Genomic DNA, 26,503 nt, shown 5'->3' on the forward strand with positions numbered 1-26,503 from the left:
GGCTTCCCCTACACGCGCCACCCGTCGACGTACTGGATGTGCAGAGGGCCCGGCACGTGACGGCGGGTCCTCGTGTGCGGCCAGGGGCCGGGGACCAGTTCGACGCAGTGGTGGGAGGCGCCGGGGTGGCGGTGGGCGTGGGACGGAGCCTCGTCGACGAGGCCGCGCAGGGCCGCGCCCTGCTCCCGGAAGGCGGTGGCGCTGCCCACGACGAAGAGGGTGTGCGCCGCGACGTGGAAGTCGAGGTGGTCGCGGTACTCCTGGTGCCGCCACCGTTCGTGGTCGACGTCCGTCCCGTCCGGGAGGTCCCCCTCGGGGGTGGACACGGTCTGCGGCTTCCCGGCGCCCAGCCGCCCCCGTACGTCCTTCCAGGACGCGGTGGGGAACTGCAGGCTGTGGTGGAGCAGCACCAGGTCCAGCGCGACCGGTTCGCCCTCGCCGACGACGCCCTCCGGCGCCGGGTTGGCCCGGATCGGCAGGTGGACCAGCGAGTGCGCGGACCGCGCGGCCAGCGCCCACAGTTCGACGAGCCGGCCCGCGCCCTCCCGGTCGGCGTACAGCGACAGCCAGTGCCGGTCGTCCCGCAGGGCCAGCCGTACGGGGGCGGGCTCGGCCCGGATCACCCGCAGCCCGGCGCCGCCGGCCTGCCGGACCTGGTGTATCCGCACGCGCGCGCTCATCCGGCGCCGAACCGGTCGGGTTCCGTGGCGGTCATGGTCTCCCCCGGCGCTTGTTCGACGAGGCCAGGGACTCCCCTGGCGTGAGCGCCCGAGCCGGGATGATGCCATACCGCCGGTCACGGCGTGGGACGGCTCGACGACAGACGACGGCGCGCCCGCCCCCGGCAGAGGGGGTCGGGCGCGCCGCCGGTGCGGGTGGATCAGTGGCGGTCGCCGCGGTAGTCGCCGTGGTCGCGGCGCTCGTCGCCGCGGTCCCCGCGGTAGTCGCCGTGGTGACGGTAGTCGCCGCGGTCGCCACGCTCGTCGCCGTGGCGGTGGCCCCAGCCGTGGTGGTGGCCCCAGCCGTGGTGGCGGCGGCCGCCCCAGGACTCGTCGTCGACGAAGCGGTCGCGGTCGTTGCGCAGGGTGACCGTGTCGCTGCGGTCGTCCAGCACCTCGCGGCGGCGGTCCTGGTACAGGTCGGTGCGGGTGTCGCGGCCCTCACCGGTGTGAATCCGGACGGTGGCGCGGGGGGCCAGGCGGTAGTTGTCGAAGGTGTAGGTGTCGCCGTCCCGGTTCGACAGGGTCCATCCGTCCAGGTTGACCGTGTGGCGGGTGGTGTTGGTGAGCTCGACCCACTCCTTGTTGAGGGAGCGGTTGGAGCGGTCGTCACGACCCGGTGCGTCGTACTGGACGGCGCTGATCTCCACCCTGGGCCGCTCGGCACGGGGGTAGCCGGCGGCGGACGCCGGGAGCGCCACGGCGCCGACCACGGCGGCGGCGGCGAGCGTGGCGGCAGCCAGGCTGCGGGCGGAAACAACGGAAGCGGACACAAGGTCTCCTAGTTTTGTGCGAGTTACGACCGCATCGGCCGCAGAACCCACACTTGACCACCACACGTCCCGCAAGCATCCGATTGGCGCCTGACGTTACGAATCATCCATATTTCAGTGACAGTAACCTTCTCTGTCCATCTATGTACTGAACGCTCTGAGTCGTTGTCAGATCTACCCTCCGGGCGGTCGCGGCGATCCGCCGTCACCCGAAAGTGGGTCACAACGGGCGAGACGAACAAAAAGCCGGTGAGGGCGCCCCGTCCCCACGGAACCCTCACCGGCGGTCTTCACACGAGCGGTCGGATCACGCCCGTACGAGCTCCCTGTCGTCGTCGGGATCGGTGTCCCTGGCGTCGGCGGGGGTGCGCAGTCCCTCGCCCTCGACATCCACGTCGGGCAGGGCGCGGTCCAGCCACTTCGGCAGCCACCAGGCCCTCTTGCCGAGCAGGGCGAGGACGGCGGGGACGATCGCCATGCGGACGACGAACGCGTCGAAGAAGACGGCGATCGCGAGGCCGAAGCCGATCATCTTGATCATCGACTCGCCGGAGCCGATGAAGCCGGCGAAGACGGCCATCATGATCACGGCGGCGGCGACGACCACCCGGGCGCTGTACCTGAACCCGGTCACCACGGCCTGGCCGGGGCTCTCGCCGTGGACGTACGCCTCGCGCATCCGGGTCACGAGGAACACCTCGTAGTCCATGGCCAGGCCGAAGACCACGCCGACCATGAAGATCGGCATCATCGACATGATGGGACCGGTCTCCTCGACGCCGATCAGGCCCGCCAGCCAGCCCCACTGGAAGACCGCGACGACGGCGCCGAGCGCGGCCAGCACGCTGAGCAGGAAGCCGAGAGCGGCCTTCAGCGGGACCAGGATCGAGCGGAAGACCACGATCAGCAGGAGGAAGGCCAGGCCCACCACCAGGGCCAGGTACGGGATCAGGGCGTCCGTCAGCTTCTGCGAGAAGTCGATGTTCATGGCCGTGGTGCCGGTGACCAGCACCTTGGCGTCGGTGTCGGCGGTGACCCCGGTGCCGGCCGCGCGGATGGCGTGCACCAGGTCCTCGGTGCCGGTCGAGGACGGCTTGGAGTCCGGGACGACCGTGATCATCGCGGTGTCGCCGGCCTTGTTGAAGGTGGCGGGGGTGACGGTGACGACGTCCTTGAGCCCCTTGACCTCGTCGCTCACCGCGGTGGCCGCGCCCTGGGGGTCGTCGCTGCCCTTGGCGTCCACGACGACCATGAGGGGGCCGTTGAAGCCGGGGCCGAAGCCCTCGGAGAGCAGGTCGTAGGCGCGGCGCTGGGTGGTGGACGTCGGCTGCGAGCCGTCGTCGGGCAGGCCCAGCTCCAGGCTGGTGGCGGGCAGGGCGATCGCGCCGAGGCCCACCACGCCGAGCAGCAGCACGGCGACGGGACGGCGGACGACGAAGCTGGCCCAGCGGGCGCCCATGTTGGGCTTCGCGGCCCCGGCCGTGTCCCCGCGCAGGCCACCGCGCAGGTCACCGCGCGTGTCCCCTACCGTGCCCCCTGCCGTGTCCTCGGCGGTACGGCGTCCGAGCCGCTTGCCCTTCTCGCCGGCCGGCTTGACCTTGCGGCCCGCGTAGCCGAGCAGCGCCGGGATCATGGTGAGGGCGATGAGGACGGCGACGACGACCGTGCCGGCCGCCGCGAGCCCCATCTTGGTCAGCATCGGGACGCCGACGACGGAGAGGCCGGCGAGGGCGATGACCACGGTGAGACCGGCGAAGACGACGGCCGAACCGGCGGTGCCGGTGGCGCGGCCGACCGCCTCCTCGCGGCTGCGGCCCTCGGCGAGTTCGGCGCGGTAGCGGGAGACGATGAACAGCGCGTAGTCGATGCCGACCGCGAGACCGATCATCAGGGCCAGGGTGGAGGTGGTGTCGCCGAGGTCCAGCGCGCTCGCGAGCGCGGTGATGGTGGAGACGCCGATGCCGACGCCGATGATCGCGGTCAGCAGGGGCAGTCCGGCGGCGACGAGCGAGCCGAGGGTGACGACGAGGACGACCGCGGCGAGGGCCAGGCCGATGATCTCACCGGTGGCGGCCTGCTCGGGTTCGGCCTGGAGGGCGTCGCCGCCCATCTCGACGGTCAGCCCGGCGTCCCTGGCCTTGTCGGCGGTGGTCTCGAGGGCTTCCTTGGAGGAGTCCTTCAGCTCGACGGAGGAGACCTTGTACTTCACGGAGGCGTACGCGACCGTGCCGTCCTTGCTGACGGCGTGCGTCGTGTAGGGGTCGGTGACGGAGACGACCTCGGAGCCGTCGCCCAGCTCCTTGACGGTCTTCTCGACGGTCGCCTTCTGCGCGGCGTCGGTCATCTTCTGCCCGTCGGGCGCCTTGAAGACGACCCGCGCGGTGGCACCGTCGGCACTGGAGCCGGGGAAGCGCTGTTCCAGCAGGTCGAAGGCCTTCTGGGCCTCGACGCCGGGGATCGAGAAGGAGGAGGACCCCGCGGCGGGCGCGGAGGCGGCACCGACGCCCGCGAGCGTCAGCAGGGCGATCCAGAGCAGGGCGACGACATGCCGCCGCCGGAACGAGAACCGGCCGATTCGATAGAGGAACATGGCCACGGAGGCGTACTCCCGGTCAGTCGTGGGGTTTTCAGGGCAGGGGTGATCAACCCACAGGGGGGAGGCAGGGCTGATCGGCCCGACGACGTGAGCGGTGACGTCAGGTGGGGCGGTGGGGAAGGGTCAGCGGGTGGGTGCGCCGAAGGCGGGGAGGACCACGCCGTCCACGTACGAGGTGAGGTAGGCCCGGGTGGGCGGCTGGTCGTCGATCAGCGCCCGGGCGGCGAAGGCCCCGATCATCATGGGCATGAGGAACTCCAGCGCCGGGCAGTCCGCCGGGATCTCGCCCCGGTCGACGGCCCGTTGCAGGACGCGCCGGAACGCGGCCATCTCGGGTTCGACCAGCTGGCTGCGGAACACCTCGCGCAGATGCCCGTCGTGGTGGATCGCCATGGCCACCCCGCGCATCAGCGCGGAGTTGCGCTCCAGGGCGCTGTCGTCCTCGCGCGCCATCAGCGCGTGCATGTCGCCGTGGAGCGTGCCGGTGTCGACCTCGTCGGCCGGGCCCGGCTTGCTGTGCTTGATGGCCTCGACCACCAGCTCGGCCTTGCCGCCCCACTGGCGGTAGAGCGTGGCCTTGCTGGAGCGGGTGCGGGCGGCGACGGCGTCCATGGTCAGGGCGTCGTAGCCGACCTCGCGGAGCAGATCGAGCACGGCGCCGTACAGCTCGGCCTCGCGCTCGGGTGTGATCCGACTGCGACGCGCGGTTGCGGTCTCGGTCATCCCGCTCACCTTTCGGCTCCGTGACCCACTGGTCCCGTACGTCCAGCACGTACACCCATGAAGATACCCCGAGCCTCAACGAAACGAAACCGTTTCGTACGTGTGCTGACTCACGTCCGTGAAGGCCGCATAAGCGCGGACCGCGCGCCCCGAGAAGTTGCCCGGCCCGTTTCGCCGGAAAAGCATGGGGAGGTGAGCTATCTGCGCCTGCCCCATCTCAGCGGTGACCTCCTGTGCTTCGTGGCCGAGGACGACCTCTGGCTGACCCGGCTGGACGGCCCGGACCGTGCCTGGCGGCTCACCGTCGACCGCACGAAGACCGGACACCCCCGCTTCTCCCCCGACGGCCGCCACCTCGCGTACACGAGCTGGCGAAGTCTCGTCCCCGAGATCCACCTGGTACCGGTGGACGGCGGCCCCGGACGCCGGCTGACCTACTGGGGCAGCCCCGACACCCAGGTGTGCGGCTGGACCCCCGAGGGCGACATCCTCGCCGTCGCCTCCCACGGCGAACCCTTCTCCTACTTCACCTGGGCCTACAAGGTCCCCACCGACGGCTCCCCCGGCAGCAAACTGCCCTGGGGCCCCGTCTCCGACATCCAGGTCGCCGACCTCGACGACGAGCGCAGGACCCTGCTGCTCACCGGCACTCCCCCGCACGAACCCGCCGGCTGGAAGCGCTACCGGGGCGGCGCCACGGGCCGCCTGTGGCTGCACGGACAGCGCCTCCTGGAGGACCTCGACGGCCACCTCCACTCGCCCCTGTTCGCCGGCGGCCGGATCGCCTTCCTCTCCGACCACGAGGGCGTCGGCAACCTCTACTCCTGCGCCCACGACGGCTCCGACCTGCGCCGGCACACCGACCACGACGCCTTCTACGCCCGCCACGCCGCCACCGACGGCACGCGCGTGGTGTACCAGTGCGCCGGCGACCTGTGGATCGTCGACGACCTCGCCGCCGGCTCCGAGCCCCGCCGGATCGACGTACGGATGGGCGGCCAGCGGGCCGGCCGGCGCCGCTACCAGATCCCGGCCGCCCAGCACGTCGACGGCCTCTCGGTCGACGAGACCGGGCGCGCGAGCGCCGTCGTGGTCCGCGGCAGCCTGTACTGGCTCACCCACCGCGACGGCCCCGCCCGGACCATCACCGACACGCCCGGCGTACGGGTACGGCTCCCCGAGATGCTCGGCTCGGGCGGACAGGTCGCGTACGTCACCGACGCCGAGGGCGAGGACGCCGTCGAGATCGCCTACCTCCCGCGCGCCAGCGGGGACCGCGAGCCGCGCCGGCTGGCCTCGGGCGACCTGGGCCGGGTCCTGGAGATGGCCGCCGACCCCGACGGCGAGCGGCTCGCCATCGCCGCGCACGACGGACGGCTGCTTCTCGTCGACGCGACCGAGGACTCGGGCGGCGAGGTCACCGAACTGATCACTTCCGTCAACGGGCCCGTCCGCGACCTCGCCTTCTCCCCCGACGGGACCTGGCTGACCTGGTCGCACCCCGGCATCGGGAGGTCCCTGCGGCAGATCAAGATGGCCCGCATCCCCGGCGTGGGGCAGGGCGAGCGGCTGATCGTCGACGTGACCAACGGCCGCTTCGAGGACGAGAACCCCGTGTTCACCCGGGACGGCCGCTACCTCGCCTTCCTCTCCTGGCGCGGCTTCGACCCGGTGTACGACGTCCACACCGGCGACCTCTCCTTCCCGCTCGGCTGCCGCCCGTACCTCGTGCCCCTGTCCTCCGCGACCCCGTCCCCGTTCGCGCTGACCCCGGAGGGCCGGCCGGCCGCCGGGGGACTGGACCCGGTGGAGGAGGACGAGGGCGGCGCCGACGGGACCGTGACCGTCGAGGTCGAGGGCCTGGAGAGCCGGGTCACCCCGTTCCCCGTGCCCGCCTCCAAGTACTCCTCACTGCACCCCGTCGCGGGTGGCGGACTGGTCTGGCTGCGCTGGCCGATCTCCGGCGCGCTCGGCGAGACCTTCGCCAACCCGGACGACATGAGCGGGCGGCCCACCCTGGAGCACTTCACCGTCAGCAAGGCCAAGAAGTCCGAACTCGTCGGCCACCTCGACTGGTTCGGGGTCAGCGGCGACGGCACCCGGCTCGTCGTGGTCGACGAGGGCGAGCTGCGGGCCGTGCCGTCGAGCGAGTCCGGCGACCACGACACCACCGTCTGGATCGACCTGCGCCGCATCCTGCACGAGGTGGACCCCGGCGCCGAGTGGCGGCAGGCGTACGAGGAGGCGGGCCGGCTCATCCGCGCCTACTTCTGGGACCCGGGGATGTGCGGCATCGACTGGGACGCGGTGCTCGACCAGTACCGCCCGCTCGTCGAACGGGTCGCCTCCCCCGACGAGTTCGCCGACCTGCTGCGCGAGGTCCTCGGCGAACTGGGCACCTCGCACGCCTACGTCACCCCCGCCCGCCGCAACGAGGGGCCACCGCACTACCAGCGCCGCCAGGGCCTGCTGGGCGCCAACCTCGTACGGCGCGACGGCGGCTGGACCGTCAAGCGCATCCTGGCCGGCGACTCCTCCGACTCCAAGGCGCGCTCGCCGCTCGCGGGCACCGGCATCCGTGAGGGCGCGGTGCTCACCCACGTCGACGGCCGCCCCGTGGACCCGCTGCACGGCCCGTATCCCCTCCTCGCGGGGGCGGGCGGTACGACGGTGGAGCTCACGTTCACCCCGGCGGAGGGCACCGCGGGGCGCGCACGGCGCGTGGCGGTGGTGCCCCTCATCGACGAGCGCCCCCTGCGCTACCAGGACTGGGTCGCCAAACGGCGCGAGGTGGTGCGGGAGCTGAGCGGCGGCCGGTGCGGCTACCTCCACATCCCCGACATGGGCGGCTCCGGCTGGGCCCAGTTCAACCGCGACCTGCGCATGGAGGTGTCCCGGCCCGCGCTCATCGTGGACGTCCGCGGCAACGCCGGCGGCCACATCAGCGAACTGGTCGTGGAGAAGCTGACCCGCACGATCCTCGGCTGGGACCTCACCCGCAACGCCCAGCCGGTGTCGTACGCCTCGAACGCCCCCCGCGGCCCGGTCGTCGCCCTCGCCGACGAGGCGACCTCCTCGGACGGCGACATGATCACCGCCGCGTTCAAACTGCTCAAGCTCGGGCCGGTGGTGGGGCAGCGCACCTGGGGCGGGGTCGTCGGCATGACCGGCCGCCACCAGCTCGGCGACGGCACCGTCATCACCGTCCCCATGAACGCGGCCTGGTTCGACGCCTACGGCTGGAGCATCGAGAACCGCGGCGTCCTGCCCGACCTGGAGATCCTCCGCACCCCCCTGGACTGGGCGGAGGGCCGCTACGCCCAACTCGACGACGCGGTCCGCCTCGCCGTGGACCTCCTCGACACCCACCCCCCGGCGTCCCCACCGGACTACAGCACCGTCCCGAACCGCACCCGCCCCAAACTCCCCCCACGGAGGTGACCCACTGCCGCTTCGCAGGGGCGCGGGTGCTGTTGTGCAAGGGGCGCGGGGCTGCTGCTTCCGGCGCGCACGGGTGAGCGCGGTGGTGGACACGGGGCTTTCCAAGGGGCGCAGGCCACTGCTGCTTTCAAGGAGCGCGGGCCACTGCTGCTTTCAAGGGGCGCGGGGAACTGCGCGACAAGCCCCCACCACCCCGCACCCGACGACGAACCCAAGCGCCCCCGTCCCCCGAACCCTCCCGGACAACGCAGGGTGCCCTCCCCCAAAAGGGAAGGGCACCCCCACGTTCACGGCCGAAGCCGAGCGCAGCGCCTAGGCGTCGTAGTCCCGGTCGAGCCGGTCCTCGTCCTCACGGCGCATCCGCTCCGCCTCCGGCTCCGTCTCACGCCGGCGGCCACGCTGCTGGACCTGCTCCTTGGCCTGCTGGGCCTTCTGCTTGGCCTGCTGCTGCCACTGCTGGGACTGGTCCTGCGTCTTGTCCTTCGTACCCATGTGGGTTCACTCCTGTAGGGAGATGAGGGGATCCGGCCCCGTGCCGGGGCCTCGACCAGATTCACACGGGCGGACACGCTGCGCATGTCGATCAACTACGGTGCGTAGCACGGGCCGCCTCGTCGGCCTCGCCGCCCGCGCCCACCAGCCCCGTCCGCATTCCCCGCACCCTGGGCGCGAACCGCTTCATCTCCCGCTGCCCGACGGTCCCGATGATCCCGGGGAGGTAGCCGCGTACGCCCTGCATCCCCCGCAGCCACCACTGCCCGTACACATGGGAGGACCGCCGCTCCACGCCGGCGACGATCCGGTCCACCGCCGGCCCGAGCGGGTACGTCTTGTTCGACGGCCACGGCAGCCGCTGCCGCAACTCCCGCATGACCTCCTCCTGATCGGCGCCGCGCACCATGTCGGTGTCCGTCCAGGACAGATAGCCCACGCCGACCCGCACCCCCCGGTGACCGACCTCGGCCCGCAGACTGTGCGCGTACGCCTCCACCCCGGACTTCGAGGCGCAGTACGCCGTCATCATCGGCGCGGGCGTGATCGCGGCGAGCGAGGCGATCTGGAGGAGGTAGCCGCGGCTCTCCAGCAGCGCCGGGAGGAAGGCGCGGGCCGTGACCGCCGAGCCGATGAGGTTGACCTCGATGACCCGGCGCCAGGACTCCGGGTCGGAGTCGACGAACGGACCGCCGGACGCCACACCGGCGTTGGCGACCACGACGTCCACCCTGCCGAAGCGCTCCTTCACCTCCGCCGCGACCCGGGTCATCGCCTCGTGGTCGGTGACGTCGGCGTACCAGTGGCCGCTGTCGCCGCGCAGCCGCTCCGAGACCTGCTTGAGGGCGTCCGGCTCCAGCCCCACCAGCGCGAGGGTCGCCCCGCGCGCGGAGAGCTTGCGGGCGAGCAGCTCACCGACCCCGCGCGCCGCACCGGTGACGACGACGACCTGTCCCTCAAGCCCGACCCTGCTCATGCGCCCTCCTTCAACTGTGTGTACGTGACGACGAGTTCCCGGATCCTGCCCGTGACCACCCCGGGCGCCTCGACCGGCGTCATATGGCCGAGTCCGGGCAGTTCGGTCACGCCCAGGGAGTGCGGCAGCGCCGCCGCGATCCGGTGCGCGTGCACCGGCGGGGTCAGCCGGTCCGCGGTGCCGACCACGACGGCCGTGGGCACCCGCAACTCCCCCACCGCGTGGTCGAGATCGAGCGCGCTCAGCACCCGCGACCAGGCGTGCCGCACCTGTCGCGGGCAGGCGTGCACGATCCGCGCGCACCGCTCCACCAGGTGCGGGGCCGAAGCGGCGCCCATCGTGGCGTACTTGAGGACCGACTTCGCGACCGGCGTGACCGGCCCCAGGGGCGCCCGCGAGCCGAGGACGCGCCCGGTCAGCCAGGTCCGCAGCCGGCCCGGCCGCAGCGGGACGACGGTGGACTCGGCGACCAGCCGCGAGGCGCCGGTGCTGCACAGCAGGACGGCCGCCCCGTGCTCCCGCACCCGGGGGCGCGCGGCGGCGGCCAGCACGGTCATGGCGCCCATCGAGTGGCCGACGAGCACCGCGCGTTCACCGGGCGCGAGGGTCGCGGCGAGCACCGCCTCCAGGTCGTCGGCGAGCGCGTCCGTGCTGCACACCGGCGACGGCGGGGTGCGTCCGTGGCCGCGCTGGTCGTAGACGATGACCCGGTGGTCGGCGGCGAGGTCCCCGATCTGGGCCGCCCAGAACACGGTCGAGCAGGTCCAGCCGTGGGCGAGGACGACCGGGGGCGCGTCCTCGGGGCCGTGCACCTCGACGTGCAGCCGGGTGCCGTCGGCGGAGACGGCGGTGAGTTCGCGGGCGGGCTTCGCGCCCCTGCTCGCCCTCATGCGGTGACCTCGCTCTTCCCGGCGGCGTCCGGGACCTGTGCCGTCGGGGCCTCTGCGACTGCGACCTCTGGCGCGGGGGCCGGTGCCGCGGGGGCCGGTGCCGTCGGGGCCTCTGTGACTGCGACCTCTGGCGCGGGGGCCGGTGCCGCGGGGGCCGGTGCCGTCGGGGCGGGCGCCCGCAGCAGTTCGTACTCCGAGAGGTCCACGCGCCGGGTCGCGCGCCGGAACTCGCTCGTCGTGCCCGGCCAGACGGTGGTGTTGCGGCCGTTCGCGTCGAGGTACCAGCTGGTGCAGCCGCCGGTGTTCCACACGGTCCTCTTCATACGCTCCTGCACGCGCGCGTTCCAGGCGTCGACCGCGCCGGGCCGGGCGTCGAGGGCGGCACGCCCTCCGAGGACGTCCAGCTGCCGCAGATAGTCCGCCATGTAGTTCAGCTGGGACTCGATCATCAGGATCATCGAGGAGTTCCCGAGACCGGTGTTGGGGCCGATGATCGACATCCAGTTGGGGAAGCCGGCGGCGGACGCGCCGCGCAGCGCGGCCATCCCGTCCTTCCAACTCTCCGCGAGGGTCCGCCCGCCGGCGCCCACCACCCGCTCGGCGATCGGCATGTCCGTGACGTGGAACCCCGTACCGAAGACGATCACATCGGCCTCGGCCTCGGTGCCGTCGGCCGCCACCAGCGTGGAGCCGCGGATCTCGCTCAGCCCGCTCGCGACGACGTCGACGTTCGGCTGCGCGAGGGCCGGATAGTAGGTGTTCGACAGCAGGATCCGCTTGCAGCCGATGCGGTAGTCGGGGGTGAGCCTGGCCCGCAGGACCGGATCCTTGATCGAACGGGCCAGGTTGACCTTGGCGAGCCGCTCGACGAACCCGAGTTCGTCCGGGTGCCTGGTGAAGGCCTGCACCTGGAGCTCACGGATGCCCCACAGCAGCCCGCGCCGCAACTGCGTCGTGAACGGCAGCGCCCGGTGCAGGGCGCGCTCGGCGCCGCTGACGGCCCGGTCGACGCGCGGCATCACCCACGGCGGGGTGCGCTGGAACAGGGTCAGCCGCGAGACGTCCGGCTGGAGGGCCGGCACGATCTGGATCGCGGAGGCGCCCGTGCCGATCACCGCGACCCGCCTGCCGGTGAGGTCGTGGCCGTGGTCCCAGCGGGCGGAGTGGAACACCTCGCCGGGAAAGGTGCCGAGGCCGGGTACGTCCGGCACCTTGGGATCGGACAGCGGCCCGGTCGCGGAGACGACGACGTCGGCGACGTACCGCCCGGCGCTCGTCTCGATGTCCCAGCGCAGCTCCTGCGCGTCCCAGGTCATGCGCCGGACCTCGCGGCCGAACCGCAGATGCGGCCGCAGCCCGAACGTGTCCGTGACGTGCTCCAGGTAGGCGCGGATGTGCTCCTGCCCGGAGAAGGTGCGCGGCCAGTCCGGGTTGGGCGCGAAGGAGAAGGAGTAGAGGTGGGAGGGCACGTCACAGGCGCATCCCGGGTAACTGTTGTCCCGCCAGGTGCCGCCGACGCCGTCGGCGCGCTCCAGCACGACGAAATCGGTGATCCCCTCGCGGCGCAGCCGCACGGCGGCCCCCAACCCGCCGAACCCGGACCCGATCACCGCCACCCGCACGTGTTCGGTCATGCCGACTCCTCCTGCCGTACGACGCCCCGGCGCGACGACTCCTCGGCGCGACGACTCCTCGCCACCGCGCCAGTGAACACTGGCGCAATCGGACTGTAGAGCAGCTCCGTACCGAGCGGTAGGGTCCGGGAGAGGGAAGTTACCGGCGGTTCGACATAGGCTTCCGCCGTGGCGGACAAGCGCGAATACCGGGCGGAGGAGCTGGCCGGCCAGGCCGGCATCACAGTGCGCACCCTGCGCTTCTACCGGGAGCGCAAACTGCTCGGGCCGCCACGCCGCGAGGGCCGTATCGCCTGGTACGACGACCACCACCTGGCCCGGCTGCGCACCATCGCCGCCCTCCTGGAGCGCGGCCACACCCTGAACGGCATCGCGGAGCTGGCCGACGCCCTCGACCACGGGCGGGACGTGGCCGACCTGATCGGCGTCGGCGGCCCCACCGAGGAGGAGCCCATCCGCCTCACCCCCGAGGAACTCGCCGCCCGCTTCGAGGGCCAGGTCACCCCCGAGAACCTCGCCGCCGCCCTCGAACTCGGCTACCTCGGCACCGACGGCGACGACATCGTCCACATCAGCCGCCGCCTCCTGGACGTCTCCGCCGCCCTGGTCCGCGAGGGCATCCCGCTCGCCGAGGTCCTCTCGGCCGGCGCCCGCGTCCGGGCCCACGCCGACGCCCTCGCCGACCTCTTCACCACCCTGGTCCTGCGCCACGCACCCGAATCCGACCTGCCCCGCCTGCGGCCACTGGCGAGGAGCGTGGTCGAGGCGGAACTGTCACTGGCACTGGACCGGCGGCTGCGGAAGGAAGCCGGGGACACCGAAGAACCCGATGAACTCAATGAACCCGACGAACCCGACAGGACCGGGCGGACTTCCCCGGGCACGCCTCGGTGACTTCCCCGGGGGCTCTCGGCGAGGCGCAGAGGTCGTCAGAAGTCGCTAGAGGTCGCTAGAGGTCGTAGACCACCGTGACCGGCGCGTGGTCCGACCAGCGTTCGGCGTGGGTGGCGGCGCGCTCCACGAAGCCTTTGACGGCCTTGTCCGCGAGGCCGGGCGTCGCGACATGGAGGTCGATGCGCCATCCCGCGTCATTGTCAAAGGCCCTCCCCCGGTACGACCACCAGGTGTACGGCCCCTCCACGTCCGGGTGCAGGGCGCGTACGACGTCGACGTAGCCGCCGTCCTCGGGGGCGTAGACCTTGGTCAGCCACTCCCGCTCCTGTGGCAGGAAGCCGGAGTTCTTGGTGTTGGAGCGCCAGTTCTTCAGGTCGGCCTGCTGGTGGGCGATGTTCCAGTCGCCGCAGACCAGGACCTCCCGGCCGTCGGCGGCGGCGCGCTCGCGCAGGTCCTTGAGGTGGGCGAGGAACGCGTCCATGAAGCGGACCTTCTCGTCCTGCCGGTCGGTGCCGACCTCGCCGGAGGGGAGGTAGAGGGAGGCGACCGTCACACCGGGCAGGTCGGCCTCCACGTACCGTCCGCTGCCGTCGAACTCGGACGAACCGAAACCGACGCGCACGGCGTCCGGTTCGCGGCGCGTGCAGAGGGAGACGCCGGCCCGGCCCTTGGCGGCGGCGGGGGCGTGCGTGACATGCCAGCCCTCGGGCGCGCGGACCGCCTGCGGCAGCTGCTCCGGCTCGGCGCGCACCTCCTGGAGGCACAGCACATCGGCGGAGGTGTCCGCGAGCCACTCGACGAAGCCCTTCTTCGCGGCGGCACGCAGCCCGTTCACATTGACGGAGGTCACAGTCAGCACCCGGGCACGATACCGGCACACTGGACGAGGCCCCGACATCGGATTCCACCCAGATTGTGCATACACGTACTGTGAGCAGCATGAACATACGCCGCGTGTCCTTCGACCACCCCGACGCCGTCTCACTCAACGACGAGGTCCAGGCGGAGTACCACGAGCGCTACGGCGACGGCGGCGACGCGACGGTCCTGGAACCGTCCCACTTCGAGCCGCCGATCGGGGTCTATTTCATCGCCTACGACGAGGGCGACCGGCCCGTGGCCACCGGCGGCTGGCGCAGCCAGGACAGTAACGGCGAGGGCAACGAGGACGGCGACGCCGAGCTGAAGCGGATGTTCGTGATCCGGGAGATGCGCGGGCGCGGGCTGGCGCGGCGCATGCTGACCGCCCTGGAGGAGGACGCGCGGGCGGCCGGCCGGGTGCGGATGGTCCTGGAGACCGGCACCGAGCAGCCCGAGGCGATCGCCCTGTACACCTCCAGCGGGTACACGCCGTGCACCAAGTTCGGCTACTACCGGGAGTACGACTCGAGCCGGTGCTTCGCCAAGCCGCTCGTCTCCGGGTGACGCAGCCCCTGAGAACCGGGGCCTTGGGGCCTCAGCCCTTGAGGACTTGGACCGTCAGGACTCAGACCGTGAGGACTCAGACCGTGAGGACTCAGACCCTGCGGCCTCAGCCCCTGAGGTAGGCCAGCACCGCGAGCACCCGGCGGTGGGTGTCGTCCGCCGGGGGCAGGTCCAGCTTGGTGAGCATGCTGCCGATGTGCTTGCCGACGGCCGCCTCAGGGTCCCCACGGCGAACGCGACCGAGCTCCTCGGCTCCGGTGACGGCACCGGCGTCGGCTATCCCCTCAAGGACCGGGTCGGCCAGGGCGAGGAGTTCGTGACCGCCCTGCGCGAGGTGGCGGCCGGCGGCACGGTCGTCGACCCGGAAGTCGTACGGCAGTTGCTGCGCCGCCGCCGGGACCCGCTGGCCCGGCTGACCCCGCGCGAGCGGGAGGTGCTGGCCCTGGTGGCCGAGGGCCGGTCCAACGGCGCGACAGCCAGGGCACTGGTCCGGCGCCGCCGCGAGTTCGGACTGCTGCGCACCGCGGGTGCGACACCGGGTCAGATTCGGCGGTCGGTGCTGGCGGTCACCGGCGGGCAGATCCTGCGACTGACCGCGGCGGAGGCGCTGACGGTCGTGGGGGTGGGTGCCGTGCTGGGCCTGCTGGTGCCGCTCGTCAACCTGGCGGGGATGTGGGGCGCGTTGCGTCTGGTGTCGGCCCCGGCAACGCTCGTCGTGCCCTGGCCGGCGCTCGGCGCGGTGACGGCGGCGTGCGCGGTGAGGTCACCCCGGACATGGCAGAAGGTCCGCCCCCGACGGGGGCGGACCTTCATGCTGCGTGGACCTGAGGGGATTTGAACCCCTGGCCCCCTCGATGCGAACGAGGTGCGCTACCGGACTGCGCCACAGGCCCTTGCAACGAGTGAAACTCTAGCACCCCGATCGGGCTGCTTGAAAATCCGTTCCCGGAGGCCGGGGGCCCGGGCGCCCGGAGGCTCCCGGGGCCCGCCGCGGGGCACACGCGCGTGTCACTCGTTGGCCGCCCGGGGCCGCTCGCCGTCCTCGTACTGGTCGAAGAGCGGGGTGTGGCCGCGCTCGCGCGAGCGCCGGGCCGAGGCCGCGCGGCGGGCGTCGCTGCGCTCGTCGCCGTCCGCCGTCCCGCCGTCGGCGTGCCCCGGTTCCCGCGGCTCCGCGTCCGGTACGGCGGTGGCGTCCGCCGCGCCCTGCTCCGGCACGACCGCGCTGGAGCGGGCGGAGCTCCACGCGTCCGGGGCGCCGAGGTCGACGTCGGAGGTGGCCCGGGGTGCGACCGGCGCGGTCACGTACGTGGGCAGCGGTACGGGCACCGGGTCCCAGCTGTCGCCGTGGCCCGGCCTGCGCTGCCGTTCGCGCTGCTGGTCGACCCACTCCGCGTGATCGGTCTGCTCGACGAGCGCCCTGCGGTCGGCTGCGAGGGCCAGCAGGCCGGGATCGGTCTCCGGCTCGGCGGCCTCGTGCGGCTCCTCTGCGCCGGCGTCCGCGGCCGGCTCGGCGGTCGCGGCGGCCGAGGCCGCAGCGGGGGCGCGGCGGCGGGGCTGACGCTCGCGGAGCCGCTGCGCGGCGGCCTCGGCGCGTCTGCGGTCCATCTGGAAGGCGAAACGGCGGCGCTCCTGGGCGCGCAGATAGGCGATGTACCCGCTGAGCAGGACGGCGGGCACGCCCGGCGCCCAAAGGAATGCGAGCCCTCCGACGGCGGCGACGACCGTGCCGAGCGTGAAGGCGAGGAACAGCATGATCGTGGTGCGCCTGCGGCGCGCGAGCGCCTTCGAGCGCTGGGCGCGCGCTGCGGCCGCCTGCCCGCCGGGAGTGCGCCGCGCGGCGGCGACCTGCTCGCGCGTGGGTTTGGGCGCGGGATCCCGCTTCGGCTCGCGCCCCGGGTCGCGTGCCGCGTCCGGGCGCGCGTGGCCGCGCTCCGGCGCCCGCTCCTGCGTCCGTTCCGGCGTCCGTTCCGGCGTCCGTTCCTGAACCGGCGCCTTCACTTGCGGACGGGTGGGGGGCATGGCGAAGGCCCGGACGTCCACCGATTCGGTGACGGCGTCCGGGGCGCCGGAGTCCCGCTCCCCCTCCTCGGAGGAGCGCGCCCGCAGGTCCTTGGCGTACCGGCGCTCCATACCCGCCCGTCCGGACAGCAGCCGGATGGCGGTGCTGAAGCGTTCCGTCGGACGGGCCTCGTTCAGCTCGTCCTGCCTACGGAGCCACATCGGCACCAAGTAGGCGGCCCAGGCCCCGACGATGACTGCGTAGATGAGGCCGCTGCTGCTCACGCCTCACACCGTAGAGGGATTCGCGTGGGGCCATCCGCCAATTGGGCCGGTGTGTCGCACGATCTGGCTGATATTTCGAGCTTTTTTTGCGACCAGTGCGATCAACCGATCGCTTTCGAACATCTATTCGGAGACTGTGGGGCCTTTCCGCACGCGTTCCGGAGTGCCGTATTCAATTGGAGGCGTTCTGTGAGCGTGCGCGCCGCCAGCGGCCCAGCATGCCCTCGGGAACTTCCTCCGCCGTCAGCGCGAACACGAGGTGGTCGCGCCAGGCGCCGTCGATGTGGAGATAGCGCGGCCGCAGCCCTTCCTCACGGAATCCGAGTTTCTCCACGACCCGTCGGCTGGGCCCGTTCTCGGGGCGAATGCAGACCTCGATGCGGTGCAGCCCCACGGTCCGGAAACAGTGGTCGACGACGAGCGCCACGGCCGTGGGCATCACCCCGCGGCCGGCCACCGCCTCGTCCACCCAGTAGCCGATGTGCCCCGAGCACATGGACCCCCAGGTGATCCCGGCGACGGTCAGCTGCCCGACCAGCTGCCCCCGGTACTCGATCACGAACGGCAGCATCCGTCCCGCGTTCGCCTCGGAGCGCAGGTGGCGGACCATCTGGCGGTAGGTCGGCCGGTGCGCGATCGGCCCACTGGGCGCCGGAGGAGGGATGGTCGCCTCCCAGGGGCGCAGCCAGTCCCGGTTGCGCCGGTTCACCTCGCGCCAGGCCCGCTGGTCGCGCAGCTTTATCGGCCGCAGGACGATGTCGCCCTCCGTCAGCTCCACGGGCCAGGATGCGCCGTTCAGCTCGCACCCCCCGCAGTGGCGGCCGGTCTGGGGTGGTCTCCGCCCCGGATCTGGTCCACGGCGTGCTTCAGCAGCGGCGCGAGGACCGTGAGGCCGTCCTTCACGCCGCCGGTGGAGCCGGGCAGGTTGACGATCAGGGTCCCGCGCGCGACGCCGGCCAGGCCCCGGGAGAGCGCCGCGGTGGGCACCTTGTCACGGCCGTAGGCGCGGATGGCCTCCGCGATGCCCGGCACCTCGTAGTCGATCACCCTGCGGGTCGCCTCGGGGGTGCGGTCCGTGGGCGACACGCCCGTGCCGCCGGTGGTGACGATCACGTCGAAGCCGGCCTCGGCGCCCGCCCGCAGCACCTCCTCCACCGGGTCGCCGTCGGGCACGACCTGCGGCCCGTCCACGGCGAAACCGAGGCCGCTGAGGCCCTCGGCGACCAGCGGGCCGCCCCGGTCCTCGTACACCCCGGCCGAGGCCCGGTTCGAGGCGGTGACCACCAGTGCGCTGTAGGGCGCGAGGAGGGCACCTCCTGCCGACGCGTCCAAGGTCATGTCCGACTCCAGTCGCCCGACTTGCCGCCCGTCTTCTCCTCCACGCGCACGTCCGTGATGACCGCTCCCTTGTCGACCGCCTTCACCATGTCGATCACAGTGAGCGCCGCGACGGAGACCGCGGTGAGCGCCTCCATCTCGACGCCCGTGCGGTCCGTCGTCTTCACGGTGGCGCTGATCTCCACGGCGTCGTCCGCGACCGACACGTCCAGTTTCACACCGGACACCGACAACGGGTGGCACAGCGGGATCAGGTCCGGGGTGCGTTTGGCGCCCATGATCCCGGCGATCCGCGCGGTCGCGAGGGCGTCGCCCTTGGGGACGCCCTCGCCGCGCAGCAGCTCGACCACGCGGGGCGAGACGAGGACACGCCCACTGGCGCGCGCGGTGCGTGCCGTGACGTCCTTGCCGGATACGTCGACCATGCGCGCGGCGCCCGCGTCGTCGATGTGCGTCAGTCGGTCCTGCGTACTCATGGTGGTGCGGCGCTCCCGGTCCGGGCCTGTTGTGCGCGACACGGTACCCCCAACGGGGGGTGCTCAGCCGAGCAGGACCACCTCGACGTCGGTGCCCGGTTCGACGGACTCCACGTCTTCGGGAACGACGATCAGCGCGTCGGCGTGCGCGAGGGCGGCCACGAGGTGCGAGCCGGCGCCTCCGACGGGGCGGACGGTGCCGTCGGCGCAGGTGGCGCGCAGGAACTGCCGGCGCCCCTTGGGCGAGCGGATCGCCTTGTCGGCGGCCAACCTCGCGCGCGTGGTGGGCCGGTGGACGTCCTCCAGTCCCATGAGCGTGCGGATGGCGGGGCGGACGAACAGTTCGAACGAGACGTACGAGGAGACCGGGTTGCCGGGCAGGGCCAGCAGGGGGATGTGGTCGGGGCCGATGGAACCGAAGCCCTGGGGCTTGCCCGGCTGCATGGCGAGGGTGCGGAACTCGATGCCGCTGCCGGCCTCGTCCTCGTCGCCTACGTGCGACAGCGCCTCCTTGACGACGTCGTAGGCCCCGACACTCACGCCGCCGGTGGTGACCAGGAGGTCGGCGCGGACCAGTTGGTCCTCGATGGTGGAGCGGAGGGTCTCGGCGTCGTCGGCGACCGCGCCGACCCGGTAGGCGATGGCGCCGGCGTCACGGGCCGCGGCGGTCAGGGCGAAGCTGTTGGAGTCGTAGATCTGGCCGGCGCCCAGTTCCTCGCCGGGCTGCACGAGCTCGCTGCCGGTGGACAGGACGACCACGCGCGGACGTGGCCGCACCCGGACCGTGCCGCGGCCGATCGCGGCGAGCAGGGCGATCTGGGGCGGCCCGAGGACGGTGCCGGCGTCGAGGGCACGGTCCCCGGCCTGGACGTCGCTGCCCTTCGCGCGCACGTGCGCGCGTGCTTCCGCAGGGCGGTACACGCGTACGTGCCCGGAGGCCTGCTCGGGGGCGAGACTGCGGGCGCGCATGCCGGTGACCGGCCCCTCACCGAGGCCTCCGTCGGTCCACTCCACGGGGACCACGGTCTCGGCGCCGTGGGGCAGCGGGGCACCGGTCATGATGCGGGCGGCCTGGCCGGGCCCCACGTACAGCAGATCGGCCGCCTGTCCCGCCGCGACGTCCCCCACGACCTCCAGGGCCGCTGGGAACTCCTCGCTCGCGCCCGCGACATCCGCGACCCGTACGGCGTACCCGTCCATGGAGCTGTTGTCGAACGGCGGCAGGGAGAGCGCGACCGTGACGTCCTCGACCAGGACGCAGCCCTGGGCGTCGGGGAGTGGCAGCTCGATGGGTTCCAGGGGGCGGACGGTGGCGAGGATGTCCTCCAGGTGCTCGTCCACCGACCAGAGGTGGCCCTGGTCGGTGGGGCGGGGCGCGGCGGTGCTCAAAGTGGCTACATCTCCTCGGTGACGTAACTGCGAAGCCAGGAACGGAAGTCCGGACCCAGATCTTCACGTTCGCACGCGAGTCTGACAATGGCACGCAGGTAGTCGCCGCGGTCGCCGGTGTCATAGCGGCGGCCCTTGAAGACGACGCCGTGCACCGGCCCGCCGACCTTCTCGTCCTGGGCGAGCAGTTGGAGGGCGTCGGTCAGCTGGATCTCGCCGCCGCGGCCCGGCTCGGTCTCGCGCAGCACCTCGAACACGGCCGGGTCGAGGACGTAGCGGCCGATGATCGCGTAGTTGGAGGGGGCGTCCGTGGGCTCGGGCTTCTCGACCAGGCCGGAGACCTTGACCACGTCGCGGTCGGCGGTGCACTCCACGGCCGCGCAGCCGTAGAGGTGGATCTGCTCGGGCGCTACTTCCATGAGGGCGACGACACTGCCGCCGTACAGTTCCTGAACCTCGATCATGCGCCGCAGCAGCGGGTCCCGGGGGTCGATCAGGTCGTCACCGAGGAGGACGGCGAACGGCTCGTTCCCGACGTGCGGGGCGGCACACAGGACGGCGTGGCCGAGGCCCCTGGGGTCACCCTGGCGGACGTAGTGCATGGTGGCGAGGTCGCTGGACTCCTGGACCTTGGCGAGCCGCCGGGCGTCGCCCTTCTTCTCCAGCGCCGACTCGAGTTCGTAGTTGCGGTCGAAGTGGTCCTCGAGGGGGCGCTTGTTGCGACCGGTGACCATGAGGACGTCGTCGAGGCCGGCGGACACGGCCTCCTCGACCACGTACTGGATCGCGGGCTTGTCGACGACCGGCAGCATCTCCTTGGGAGTGGCCTTCGTCGCCGGGAGGAACCGGGTGCCGAGGCCTGCTGCGGGGATGACAGCCTTACTGATCCTGGGGGGAGACTGAGTCATGTTCGCAACCTTATCCGGTGACTTTGAGAGGAATCTGAAGCTCCGCTTAATAAGTGTTCATTTGAGCGTATTGGAGCAGTGCGGATGCGATCCATGAGCCGTGGGAACGGCACAGCGGACTCTGACAAAACTGTGTTGCGGCGAGGATTCCTCGACATGAGGAGCAGGTTGACGGCGGACGACGTGCGCACGGCGGCCGCGGCGCTGTCCGGGCATGCCCTGGAGCTGCCCGAGTTGGCGCACGCGCGCGTGGTGGCGGCGTACGTCTCTGTGGGCACCGAGCCAGGCACCCTCGCGCTCCTGGACGCCCTGCGCGCCCGGGGCGTGCGCGTACTGCTGCCCGCGCTGCTGCCGGACAACGACCTCGACTGGGGCGCGTACGAGGGTCCGGGCTCCCTCGCGCCGGTCCGGCACGGCGGCAAAATGGAGCTTCTGGAGCCGGTCGGCGAGCGGCTCGGCGCGGACGCCGTGACGGGTGCGGACGTGGTGCTGCTGCCGGGGCTCGCGGTCGACACACGCGGGATGCGTCTAGGGCGCGGCGGAGGATCGTACGACCGCGTCCTGGCCCGCCTGGAACGCGCCGGCGTGCGCCCCTCGCTCGTGGTGCTGCTGTACGACGACGAGGTGGTCGAGCACGTCCCCGAGGAGCCGCACGATCTGCCGGTGCGGGCGGTGGTGACACCGTCCGGAGTGCGGCGCTTCTCCTAGCGCGCCTGCCGCGAGAAAGGGGCCCTTCACGCGCGTGTGCGTGAAGGGCCCCTTCTGCATGGCCGCTCTCAGTCGGTCATGGCTTGAGCACGAGGGTGTCGCTGGTGCTCTTGGTGACCGCCGCCGACGAGAAGGACCAGTCGAGCAGTTCGCCCTTGGCCCACTTGCCGGTCTGGTCGGTGTAGTGAGCGCTGAACGCGTGCCCGGAGGCGCCGGTGAGGTTGATCCACTTCGACTTGTCGAAGTCCTCCAGGTTGACCACCATGCGCATCGACGGCACCCACACGACGCCGTAGCCGCCGGCCGCGTTCCAACCGGTCGCGTCGACTGCCGCTTCGCCGCCGCCGAGCTTCCAGGGGCCGCGGTTGAGGATGTACTGCAGGAAGCCGGGGCCGCTGGTGCCGAGGGTCTGGTTCTTCAGGAACAGGCGGTGCAGCCGGCCCCAGCTCCAGGTGTCGATGTCCTTGCCGAGCTTGGCGGTGAGCTCCCAGCGCGCGTCGATCATGGCGCGCTTGAACAGGTCGTCGCGGTTGCGGTCGGCGCCTTCGCGGCCGGTGGCCGACTTGGGCGTGGTCCACCAGTCGCTGTCCGGCTTGTCCATGAGGTTGCGCACGACCTGGAACCAGCGGTCGCCTCCGTCGGGCTGCGCCTGGTCGGCGTCGCGCTGGCCGCACTCGCGGACCTTCGCGGTGTCGTCGACGGCGTTGGTGGCGTTCGCCGGGTCGACCCACAGGCACTGGCCCTCGACGCGGAGCTCCTTCGGCAGCTTGTTGCCGAAGGCGAGCTTGAGGATGTTGCGCCAGACCGCGTTGAAGTAGGCGGCCGCCGCCGAGTCGGCGTCCTGCGTGCGCTCCCAGTTCTGGAGCAGTTCCTGCGCCTCGCGGACGTCCGGGTCATCGATGTTGATCTTCAACAGGGTGGGGACGAGCAGCTTCGCGATCTCGCTGCTGTTGTCCATCTGCATCTGACGCATGTCATCGGTGGAGATCTTGCCGCCGCCCTTGATCTTCTGCTCGATCAGGTCGGTGATGCGCTGGCTGCGGGTGCCGTAGCCCCAGTCGGTGGTGAGGGTGTAGGGGTACGTGTCGTCGACCACGGCCTGGTTGGCGGTGACGATGAAGCCGCGCTTCGGGTTGAGCTCGTTGGGCAGCGCCTTGAAGTCGATGTAGCCGGTCCAGGCGTTCCTGGAGTCCCAGCCCGCCACCGGGATCGCGCCGTTGTCGCCCTTCGCGCGCGTGGGGATCTTTCCGGGGAGCTGGTAGCCGATGTTGTCGTCCTTGTCGGCGTAGATCAGGTTCTGCGAGGGCACCTCGAACAGCTTGGCCGCGTCACGGAATTCGTCCCAGTCCTTGGCCCTGTCCAGCGCGAAGACGGCGTCCATGGTGGTGCCGGGCTGCAGGGCGGTCCACTTCAGGGCGACGCCGTAGCCGTCACCGCGGTCGGGTGCCGCGTTGTCGACGGCGGCCTTCTGTCCGACCTTGACGAGTTCCTTGCTGCGGTCGGACAGCAGGGGCATGTCGTCCTGGGTCTCGCGGACGACGATCTTCTTCGGGCTGCCGCCGGCGACCTTGATGGTCTCGGTGCGCGTCTCGAAGGGCTTGGTCTTGCCGTCGTAGAGGTAGCCGTCGCCGGAGAGCTTCTCCAGGTAGAGGTCGGTGACGTCGACGCCGGAGTTGGTCATGCCCCAGGCGATGTCCTGGTTGTGGCCGATGATCACACCGGGCATGCCGGCAAAGGTGTAGCCGGAGACGTCGTACTGGCACTTGCTGGAGACGGTGCGGCAGTGCAGGCCCATCTGGTACCAGACCGACGGCAGTGAGGCCGACAGGTGCGGGTCGTTCGCGAGCAGGGGCTTACCGGTGATGGTGTGGTCGCCCGAGACGACCCAGGAGTTGGAGCCGATGCCGTTGCCGTTCACACCGACGGCCGTGGGCAGGTCGTCCAGGACCTCGTAGAGGCCCTCCAGCTGGCCCTGCAGGCCCGTGCCGTCCGCGGAGGTCCCCGAGGAGGTCCCGGAACCGCTCGTCGAGCCGCCGGTCCCCGTGGAGCCGCTGGACGAGGTCTCGCCGGAGCCGCCGTTCGTGCTGGCGCCGTCGCTGTCCTCGAACGCCTTGGTGAGCTCGTTGTACTCGCCCTGCTGGACGATCGTGTTGGCCTTGCCGTCGACCTTGTACGGGTACTCCGGGTACAGGTCGGCGATCTGCTGCGGGCCGAGACGGCTCGTCATCAGGGCGCGGTCGATCTCGTCCTGCATGTTGCCGCGCAGGTCCCAGGCCATCGCCTTCAGCCACGAGATCGAGTCGACCGGGGTCCACTCGGCCGGCTTGTAGTCATTGGTGAAACCGAGCGCCGCGTACTCCAGGGAGATGTCCGCCCCGTCCTTGCCCTTGAGGTAGGCGTTGACTCCCTTGGCGTACGCCTGGAGGTACTTCTTGGTGGAGTCCGACAGCTTGGTGTCGTACTCCTTCTTGGCGATCCGGTCCCAGCCCAGGGTGCGCAGGAACTCGTCGTTGTCGATCTGACTCTTGCCGAACATCTCCGACAGGCGGCCGGACGTCATGTGGCGGCGCACGTCCATTTCGTAGAACCGGTCCTGCGCCTGGACGTAGCCCTGCGCCATGAACAGGTCCCCGTCGGAGGACGCGTAGATCTGCGGGATGCCGTAGCCGTCCCGCTTCACCTCCACCGGCCCGGAGAGGCCGTCGAGCGCGATCGAACCCTTGGTCTGCGGGAAGGAGGCACGGACCGTACTGATGGACCAGTAGGCACCGAAAGCGATGCCGCCGATGACGGCCAGCACCAGTACGAGCACGATAAGACGGGCTTTTCGCCCCTTCTTCCTGCCGGACTTGCCGGGCTTGTCACCCGTTGAGGCGGTGGTGTTGGGGGGCATCGCTGTCCTTGCTGTCCTAACGCGAGCGGCAGGCGGTCCTGGAGTGCTGGAGCAACCATAGGCGCAGGGGTCTGCGCCACTTGACGCGGAGTCGGGTACCAGCACGGAAGGATGTTCGATCTTGCCTCTTCGAGCGTCAAGAATTCGTCAAGAGTTAGGTAAGGTAATGAAGTAGTTGGGCTCGGGGCGGACCGCTTCGTGTCCCATGTACATGTGCGCCCGCGCGCGAGTCGTGCGCGGCTGGGAAGGGAAACCGCCGCTGACCGTCCACCACCTCAACCAGCTCCTGCTCGTCTGCTCGCTCGTCCTGCTCGTCGCCGTCGCAGCGGTACGCATCTCCTCGCGCAGCGGGCTCCCCAGCCTGCTCGTGTACCTCGGCATCGGCGTCCTCATGGGCCAGGACGGCATCGGCGACATCCGCTTCGACAACGCCGAGCTCACCCAGGTCATCGGCTACGCGGCCCTGGTCGTGATCCTCGCCGAGGGCGGTCTGGGCACGAAGTGGAAGGAGATCCAGCCGGCCCTTCCGGCAGCCTCCGCGCTGGCGCTCGGCGGCGTCGCGGTGAGCGTGGGGGTCACCGCGGCCGGTGCGCACTATCTGACCGGGCTGGAGTGGCGGCAGGCCCTCATCATCGGCGCGGTGGTGTCCTCCACGGACGCGGCGGCGGTGTTCTCCGTCCTGCGCCGCATCCCGCTCCCCGCGCGCGTGACGGGGACCCTGGAGGCCGAGTCCGGCTTCAACGACGCCCCCGTGGTCATCCTGGTCGTGGCCTTCTCGCAGACCGGCCCCGTCGAGCACTGGTACGTCCTGGTGGGCGAGATAGCCCTGGAGCTGGCCATCGGCGCCGCCGTCGGGCTCGCCGTGGGCTGGCTCGGCTCCTGGGGCCTCAGGCACGTCGCGCTCCCCGCCTCCGGCCTCTATCCGATCGCGGTCATGGCGATCGCGGTCACGGCGTACGCGGCCGGCGCCCTGGCGCACGGCAGCGGTTTCCTCGGTGTCTACCTCGCGTCCATGGTCATGGGCAACGCGAAGCTGCCGCACTGGCCGGCCACGCGCGGGTTCGCCGACGGGCTCGGCTGGATCGCGCAGATCGGCATGTTCGTCCTGCTCGGCCTGCTCGTCTCCCCGCACGAGCTGGGCGACGACGTATGGCCCGCACTCGTCATCGGTCTGGTGCTCACGATGGTCGCTCGCCCGTTGAGCGTGGTGCTGTGCCTGACGCCGTTCCGGGTGCCCTGGCAGGAGCAGACCCTGATGTCCTGGGCGGGGCTGCGAGGCGCCGTCCCCATCATCCTGGCGACGATCCCCATGGTCAGCGGCATCGAGGCCAGTCGTCGCATCTTCAACATCGTGTTCGTCCTGGTCGTCGTCTACACCCTCGTCCAGGGGCCGACGCTGCCCTGGCTGGCCCGCAAACTGCGCCTGGGTGAGGACTCCGAGGCCGCCGACCTCGGAGTCGAGTCGGCGCCGCTGGAACGGCTGCGCGGGCATCTGCTCTCGGTCGCGATCCCCGAGGGGTCGAAGATGCACGGCGTCGAGGTCAACGAGCTGCGGCTGCCCGCCGGAGCTGCCGTCACCCTCGTCGTCCGCGAGGAAAAATCGTTCGTTCCGATGCCGACGACCGTGCTGCGGCACGGTGACGAACTCCTCGTCGTCGCCACCGACCCCGTCCGTGACGCCGCCGAGAAGCGGCTGCGCGCCGTGGGACACGGGGGCAAACTTGCCGGATGGCTGGGCACAGGCGGAAACGGCTGAGGGCACGTCCCGCGCCGCGTCCGGTCACGTCCGCGACGCGTTAAGGGCAGGTTTCGGAGTGCTCACTCTCACAGGCCATGAGCACGCCACGCCCGGTACGATGATCCCGCACCTTGATCGAACCAACTCTGCCTGACGCAGAGCTGGCGCGACCGTATGGCGGCCGGGACGCCTCCCCGACGGGCCCGG

21 protein-coding genes, 1 tRNA gene and 2 pseudogenes are annotated in these 26,503 nt (G+C 71.6%); 6 read left to right on the forward strand and 18 right to left on the reverse strand.

Going from position 1 to position 26,503, the window contains the following annotated elements:
* Window positions 1-8 precede the first annotated feature (8 nt).
* The 4 genes from AQJ58_RS17560 to AQJ58_RS17575 form a co-directional block, all read right to left on the reverse strand.
* Window positions 9-668: a hypothetical protein gene (locus tag AQJ58_RS17560; protein WP_234360076.1), complete on the reverse strand. Its 660-nt coding sequence runs from the start codon at window positions 666-668 to the stop codon at window positions 9-11.
* Window positions 669-880: 212 nt separating this feature from the next.
* Window positions 881-1,492: a lamin tail domain-containing protein gene (locus tag AQJ58_RS17565; RefSeq protein WP_067251192.1), complete on the reverse strand. Its 612-nt coding sequence runs from the start codon at window positions 1,490-1,492 to the stop codon at window positions 881-883.
* A gap of 307 nt (window positions 1,493-1,799) precedes the next feature.
* On the reverse strand, window positions 1,800-4,088 hold the full coding sequence (locus AQJ58_RS17570) for an MMPL family transporter (protein ID WP_067251194.1): 2,289 nt from the start codon (window positions 4,086-4,088) through the stop codon (window positions 1,800-1,802).
* A gap of 123 nt (window positions 4,089-4,211) precedes the next feature.
* On the reverse strand, window positions 4,212-4,811 hold the full coding sequence (locus AQJ58_RS17575; RefSeq protein WP_067251196.1) for a TetR/AcrR family transcriptional regulator: 600 nt from the start codon (window positions 4,809-4,811) through the stop codon (window positions 4,212-4,214).
* Window positions 4,812-5,003: 192 nt separating this feature from the next.
* On the opposite strand from AQJ58_RS17575, the gene AQJ58_RS17580 reads away from it, so the two are divergent.
* A complete protein-coding gene (locus tag AQJ58_RS17580) occupies window positions 5,004-8,252 on the forward strand; it encodes a S41 family peptidase (protein ID WP_067251197.1) in 3,249 nt (1,082 codons plus the stop codon).
* Window positions 8,253-8,564: 312 nt separating this feature from the next.
* Here AQJ58_RS17580 and AQJ58_RS17585 read toward each other — a convergent pair whose 3' ends face one another.
* The 4 genes from AQJ58_RS17585 to AQJ58_RS17600 form a co-directional block, all read right to left on the reverse strand.
* Window positions 8,565-8,744 carry a hypothetical protein gene (locus tag AQJ58_RS17585; RefSeq protein WP_067251199.1) on the reverse strand — a complete coding sequence of 60 codons (180 nt, stop codon included), beginning with the start codon at window positions 8,742-8,744 and terminating at the stop codon, window positions 8,565-8,567.
* Between the two features lie 91 nt (window positions 8,745-8,835).
* Window positions 8,836-9,720, reverse strand: coding sequence for an SDR family oxidoreductase (locus AQJ58_RS17590; RefSeq protein WP_067251201.1), 885 nt, complete (start codon window positions 9,718-9,720; stop codon window positions 8,836-8,838).
* A complete protein-coding gene (locus AQJ58_RS17595) occupies window positions 9,717-10,610 on the reverse strand; it encodes an alpha/beta fold hydrolase (protein WP_067251202.1) in 894 nt (297 codons plus the stop codon). Before AQJ58_RS17595 ends, AQJ58_RS17590 begins: the two co-directional genes overlap by 4 nt.
* On the reverse strand, window positions 10,607-12,244 hold the full coding sequence (locus tag AQJ58_RS17600; protein WP_079078995.1) for a flavin-containing monooxygenase: 1,638 nt from the start codon (window positions 12,242-12,244) through the stop codon (window positions 10,607-10,609). Before AQJ58_RS17600 ends, AQJ58_RS17595 begins: the two co-directional genes overlap by 4 nt.
* 168 nt (window positions 12,245-12,412) lie before the next feature.
* On the opposite strand from AQJ58_RS17600, the gene AQJ58_RS17605 reads away from it, so the two are divergent.
* Entirely contained in the window at window positions 12,413-13,138 is a 726-nt protein-coding gene (locus tag AQJ58_RS17605) for a MerR family transcriptional regulator (protein ID WP_234360077.1), read from the forward strand.
* Between the two features lie 55 nt (window positions 13,139-13,193).
* Here AQJ58_RS17605 and AQJ58_RS17610 read toward each other — a convergent pair whose 3' ends face one another.
* Window positions 13,194-13,997 carry an exodeoxyribonuclease III gene (locus AQJ58_RS17610; protein ID WP_067251204.1) on the reverse strand — a complete coding sequence of 268 codons (804 nt, stop codon included), beginning with the start codon at window positions 13,995-13,997 and terminating at the stop codon, window positions 13,194-13,196.
* A gap of 80 nt (window positions 13,998-14,077) precedes the next feature.
* Here AQJ58_RS17610 and AQJ58_RS17615 point away from each other — a divergent pair, with 80 nt between their 5' ends.
* Window positions 14,078-14,563, forward strand: coding sequence for a GNAT family N-acetyltransferase (locus AQJ58_RS17615; protein ID WP_199844603.1), 486 nt, complete (start codon window positions 14,078-14,080; stop codon window positions 14,561-14,563).
* A 106-nt stretch (window positions 14,564-14,669) separates the two neighbouring features.
* Here the strand turns inward: AQJ58_RS17615 and AQJ58_RS45880 are convergent.
* Window positions 14,670-14,780: pseudogene (locus AQJ58_RS45880) on the reverse strand (DNA-binding response regulator); the annotation flags it as partial.
* 18 nt (window positions 14,781-14,798) lie between these two features.
* Here AQJ58_RS45880 and AQJ58_RS17620 point away from each other — a divergent pair.
* A pseudogene (locus tag AQJ58_RS17620) lies at window positions 14,799-15,053 on the forward strand (DNA-binding response regulator); the annotation flags it as partial.
* A 329-nt stretch (window positions 15,054-15,382) separates the two neighbouring features.
* Here the strand turns inward: AQJ58_RS17620 and AQJ58_RS17630 are convergent.
* From AQJ58_RS17630 to galU, 7 genes are all read right to left on the reverse strand, one after another.
* Window positions 15,383-15,456: transfer RNA gene (locus AQJ58_RS17630), tRNA-Ala, on the reverse strand.
* Window positions 15,457-15,571: 115 nt separating this feature from the next.
* On the reverse strand, window positions 15,572-16,846 hold the full coding sequence (gene glpR / locus AQJ58_RS17635; protein WP_067251209.1) for a divisome protein SepX/GlpR: 1,275 nt from the start codon (window positions 16,844-16,846) through the stop codon (window positions 15,572-15,574).
* A gap of 172 nt (window positions 16,847-17,018) precedes the next feature.
* Complete coding sequence (locus AQJ58_RS17640) at window positions 17,019-17,645, reverse strand: GNAT family N-acetyltransferase (RefSeq protein ID WP_420712163.1); 627 nt, start codon at window positions 17,643-17,645, stop codon at window positions 17,019-17,021.
* A complete protein-coding gene (locus tag AQJ58_RS17645) occupies window positions 17,642-18,184 on the reverse strand; it encodes a MogA/MoaB family molybdenum cofactor biosynthesis protein (RefSeq protein ID WP_067251213.1) in 543 nt (180 codons plus the stop codon). Before AQJ58_RS17645 ends, AQJ58_RS17640 begins: the two co-directional genes overlap by 4 nt.
* On the reverse strand, window positions 18,181-18,660 hold the full coding sequence (moaC, locus tag AQJ58_RS17650; RefSeq protein WP_067251216.1) for a cyclic pyranopterin monophosphate synthase MoaC: 480 nt from the start codon (window positions 18,658-18,660) through the stop codon (window positions 18,181-18,183). The genes AQJ58_RS17645 and moaC overlap by 4 nt, the downstream gene beginning before the upstream one ends.
* Window positions 18,661-18,723: 63 nt before the next feature.
* A complete protein-coding gene (gene glp / locus AQJ58_RS17655) occupies window positions 18,724-20,049 on the reverse strand; it encodes a molybdotransferase-like divisome protein Glp (protein ID WP_067251217.1) in 1,326 nt (441 codons plus the stop codon).
* 5 nt (window positions 20,050-20,054) lie between these two features.
* Complete coding sequence (galU, locus tag AQJ58_RS17660) at window positions 20,055-20,957, reverse strand: UTP--glucose-1-phosphate uridylyltransferase GalU (protein ID WP_067251219.1); 903 nt, start codon at window positions 20,955-20,957, stop codon at window positions 20,055-20,057.
* A 156-nt stretch (window positions 20,958-21,113) separates the two neighbouring features.
* On the opposite strand from galU, the gene AQJ58_RS17665 reads away from it, so the two are divergent.
* Complete coding sequence (locus AQJ58_RS17665) at window positions 21,114-21,665, forward strand: 5-formyltetrahydrofolate cyclo-ligase (protein ID WP_234360078.1); 552 nt, start codon at window positions 21,114-21,116, stop codon at window positions 21,663-21,665.
* A 76-nt stretch (window positions 21,666-21,741) separates the two neighbouring features.
* On the opposite strand, the gene AQJ58_RS17670 is transcribed toward AQJ58_RS17665, so the two are convergent.
* Window positions 21,742-24,558 (reverse strand): penicillin acylase family protein, encoded by a 2,817-nt coding sequence (locus AQJ58_RS17670; protein ID WP_067251223.1) that lies wholly within the window; start codon window positions 24,556-24,558, stop codon window positions 21,742-21,744.
* Between the two features lie 205 nt (window positions 24,559-24,763).
* On the opposite strand from AQJ58_RS17670, the gene AQJ58_RS17675 reads away from it, so the two are divergent.
* Window positions 24,764-26,314, forward strand: coding sequence for a potassium/proton antiporter (locus AQJ58_RS17675; RefSeq protein ID WP_067251225.1), 1,551 nt, complete (start codon window positions 24,764-24,766; stop codon window positions 26,312-26,314).
* The last annotated feature ends 189 nt before the right edge of the window (window positions 26,315-26,503 follow it).

The sequence above is a fragment of the Streptomyces sp. DSM 15324 genome, from assembly GCF_001514285.1.
In the GTDB taxonomy this organism is placed as follows: Bacteria; Actinomycetota; Actinomycetes; order Streptomycetales; family Streptomycetaceae; genus Streptomyces.

Bases quoted from the DNA above. Each gene is read 5' to 3' on its own strand.
- AQJ58_RS17665 (WP_234360078.1), top strand. From the start codon at position 21,114: ATGAGGAGCAGGTTGACGGCGGACGACGTGCGCACGGCGGCCGCGGCG.
- AQJ58_RS17590 (WP_067251201.1), bottom strand. From the start codon at position 9,720: ATGAGCAGGGTCGGGCTTGAGGGACAGGTCGTCGTCGTCACCGGTGCG.
- AQJ58_RS17575 (WP_067251196.1), bottom strand. From the start codon at position 4,811: ATGACCGAGACCGCAACCGCGCGTCGCAGTCGGATCACACCCGAGCGC.
- AQJ58_RS17670 (WP_067251223.1), bottom strand. From the start codon at position 24,558: ATGCCCCCCAACACCACCGCCTCAACGGGTGACAAGCCCGGCAAGTCC.
- AQJ58_RS17600 (WP_079078995.1), bottom strand. From the start codon at position 12,244: ATGACCGAACACGTGCGGGTGGCGGTGATCGGGTCCGGGTTCGGCGGG.
- AQJ58_RS17675 (WP_067251225.1), top strand. From the start codon at position 24,764: ATGTACATGTGCGCCCGCGCGCGAGTCGTGCGCGGCTGGGAAGGGAAA.
- AQJ58_RS17585 (WP_067251199.1), bottom strand. From the start codon at position 8,744: ATGGGTACGAAGGACAAGACGCAGGACCAGTCCCAGCAGTGGCAGCAG.
- AQJ58_RS17595 (WP_067251202.1), bottom strand. From the start codon at position 10,610: ATGAGGGCGAGCAGGGGCGCGAAGCCCGCCCGCGAACTCACCGCCGTC.
- AQJ58_RS17615 (WP_199844603.1), top strand. From the start codon at position 14,078: ATGAACATACGCCGCGTGTCCTTCGACCACCCCGACGCCGTCTCACTC.
- AQJ58_RS17645 (WP_067251213.1), bottom strand. From the start codon at position 18,184: ATGACCTTGGACGCGTCGGCAGGAGGTGCCCTCCTCGCGCCCTACAGC.
- galU (WP_067251219.1), bottom strand. From the start codon at position 20,957: ATGACTCAGTCTCCCCCCAGGATCAGTAAGGCTGTCATCCCCGCAGCA.
- moaC (WP_067251216.1), bottom strand. From the start codon at position 18,660: ATGAGTACGCAGGACCGACTGACGCACATCGACGACGCGGGCGCCGCG.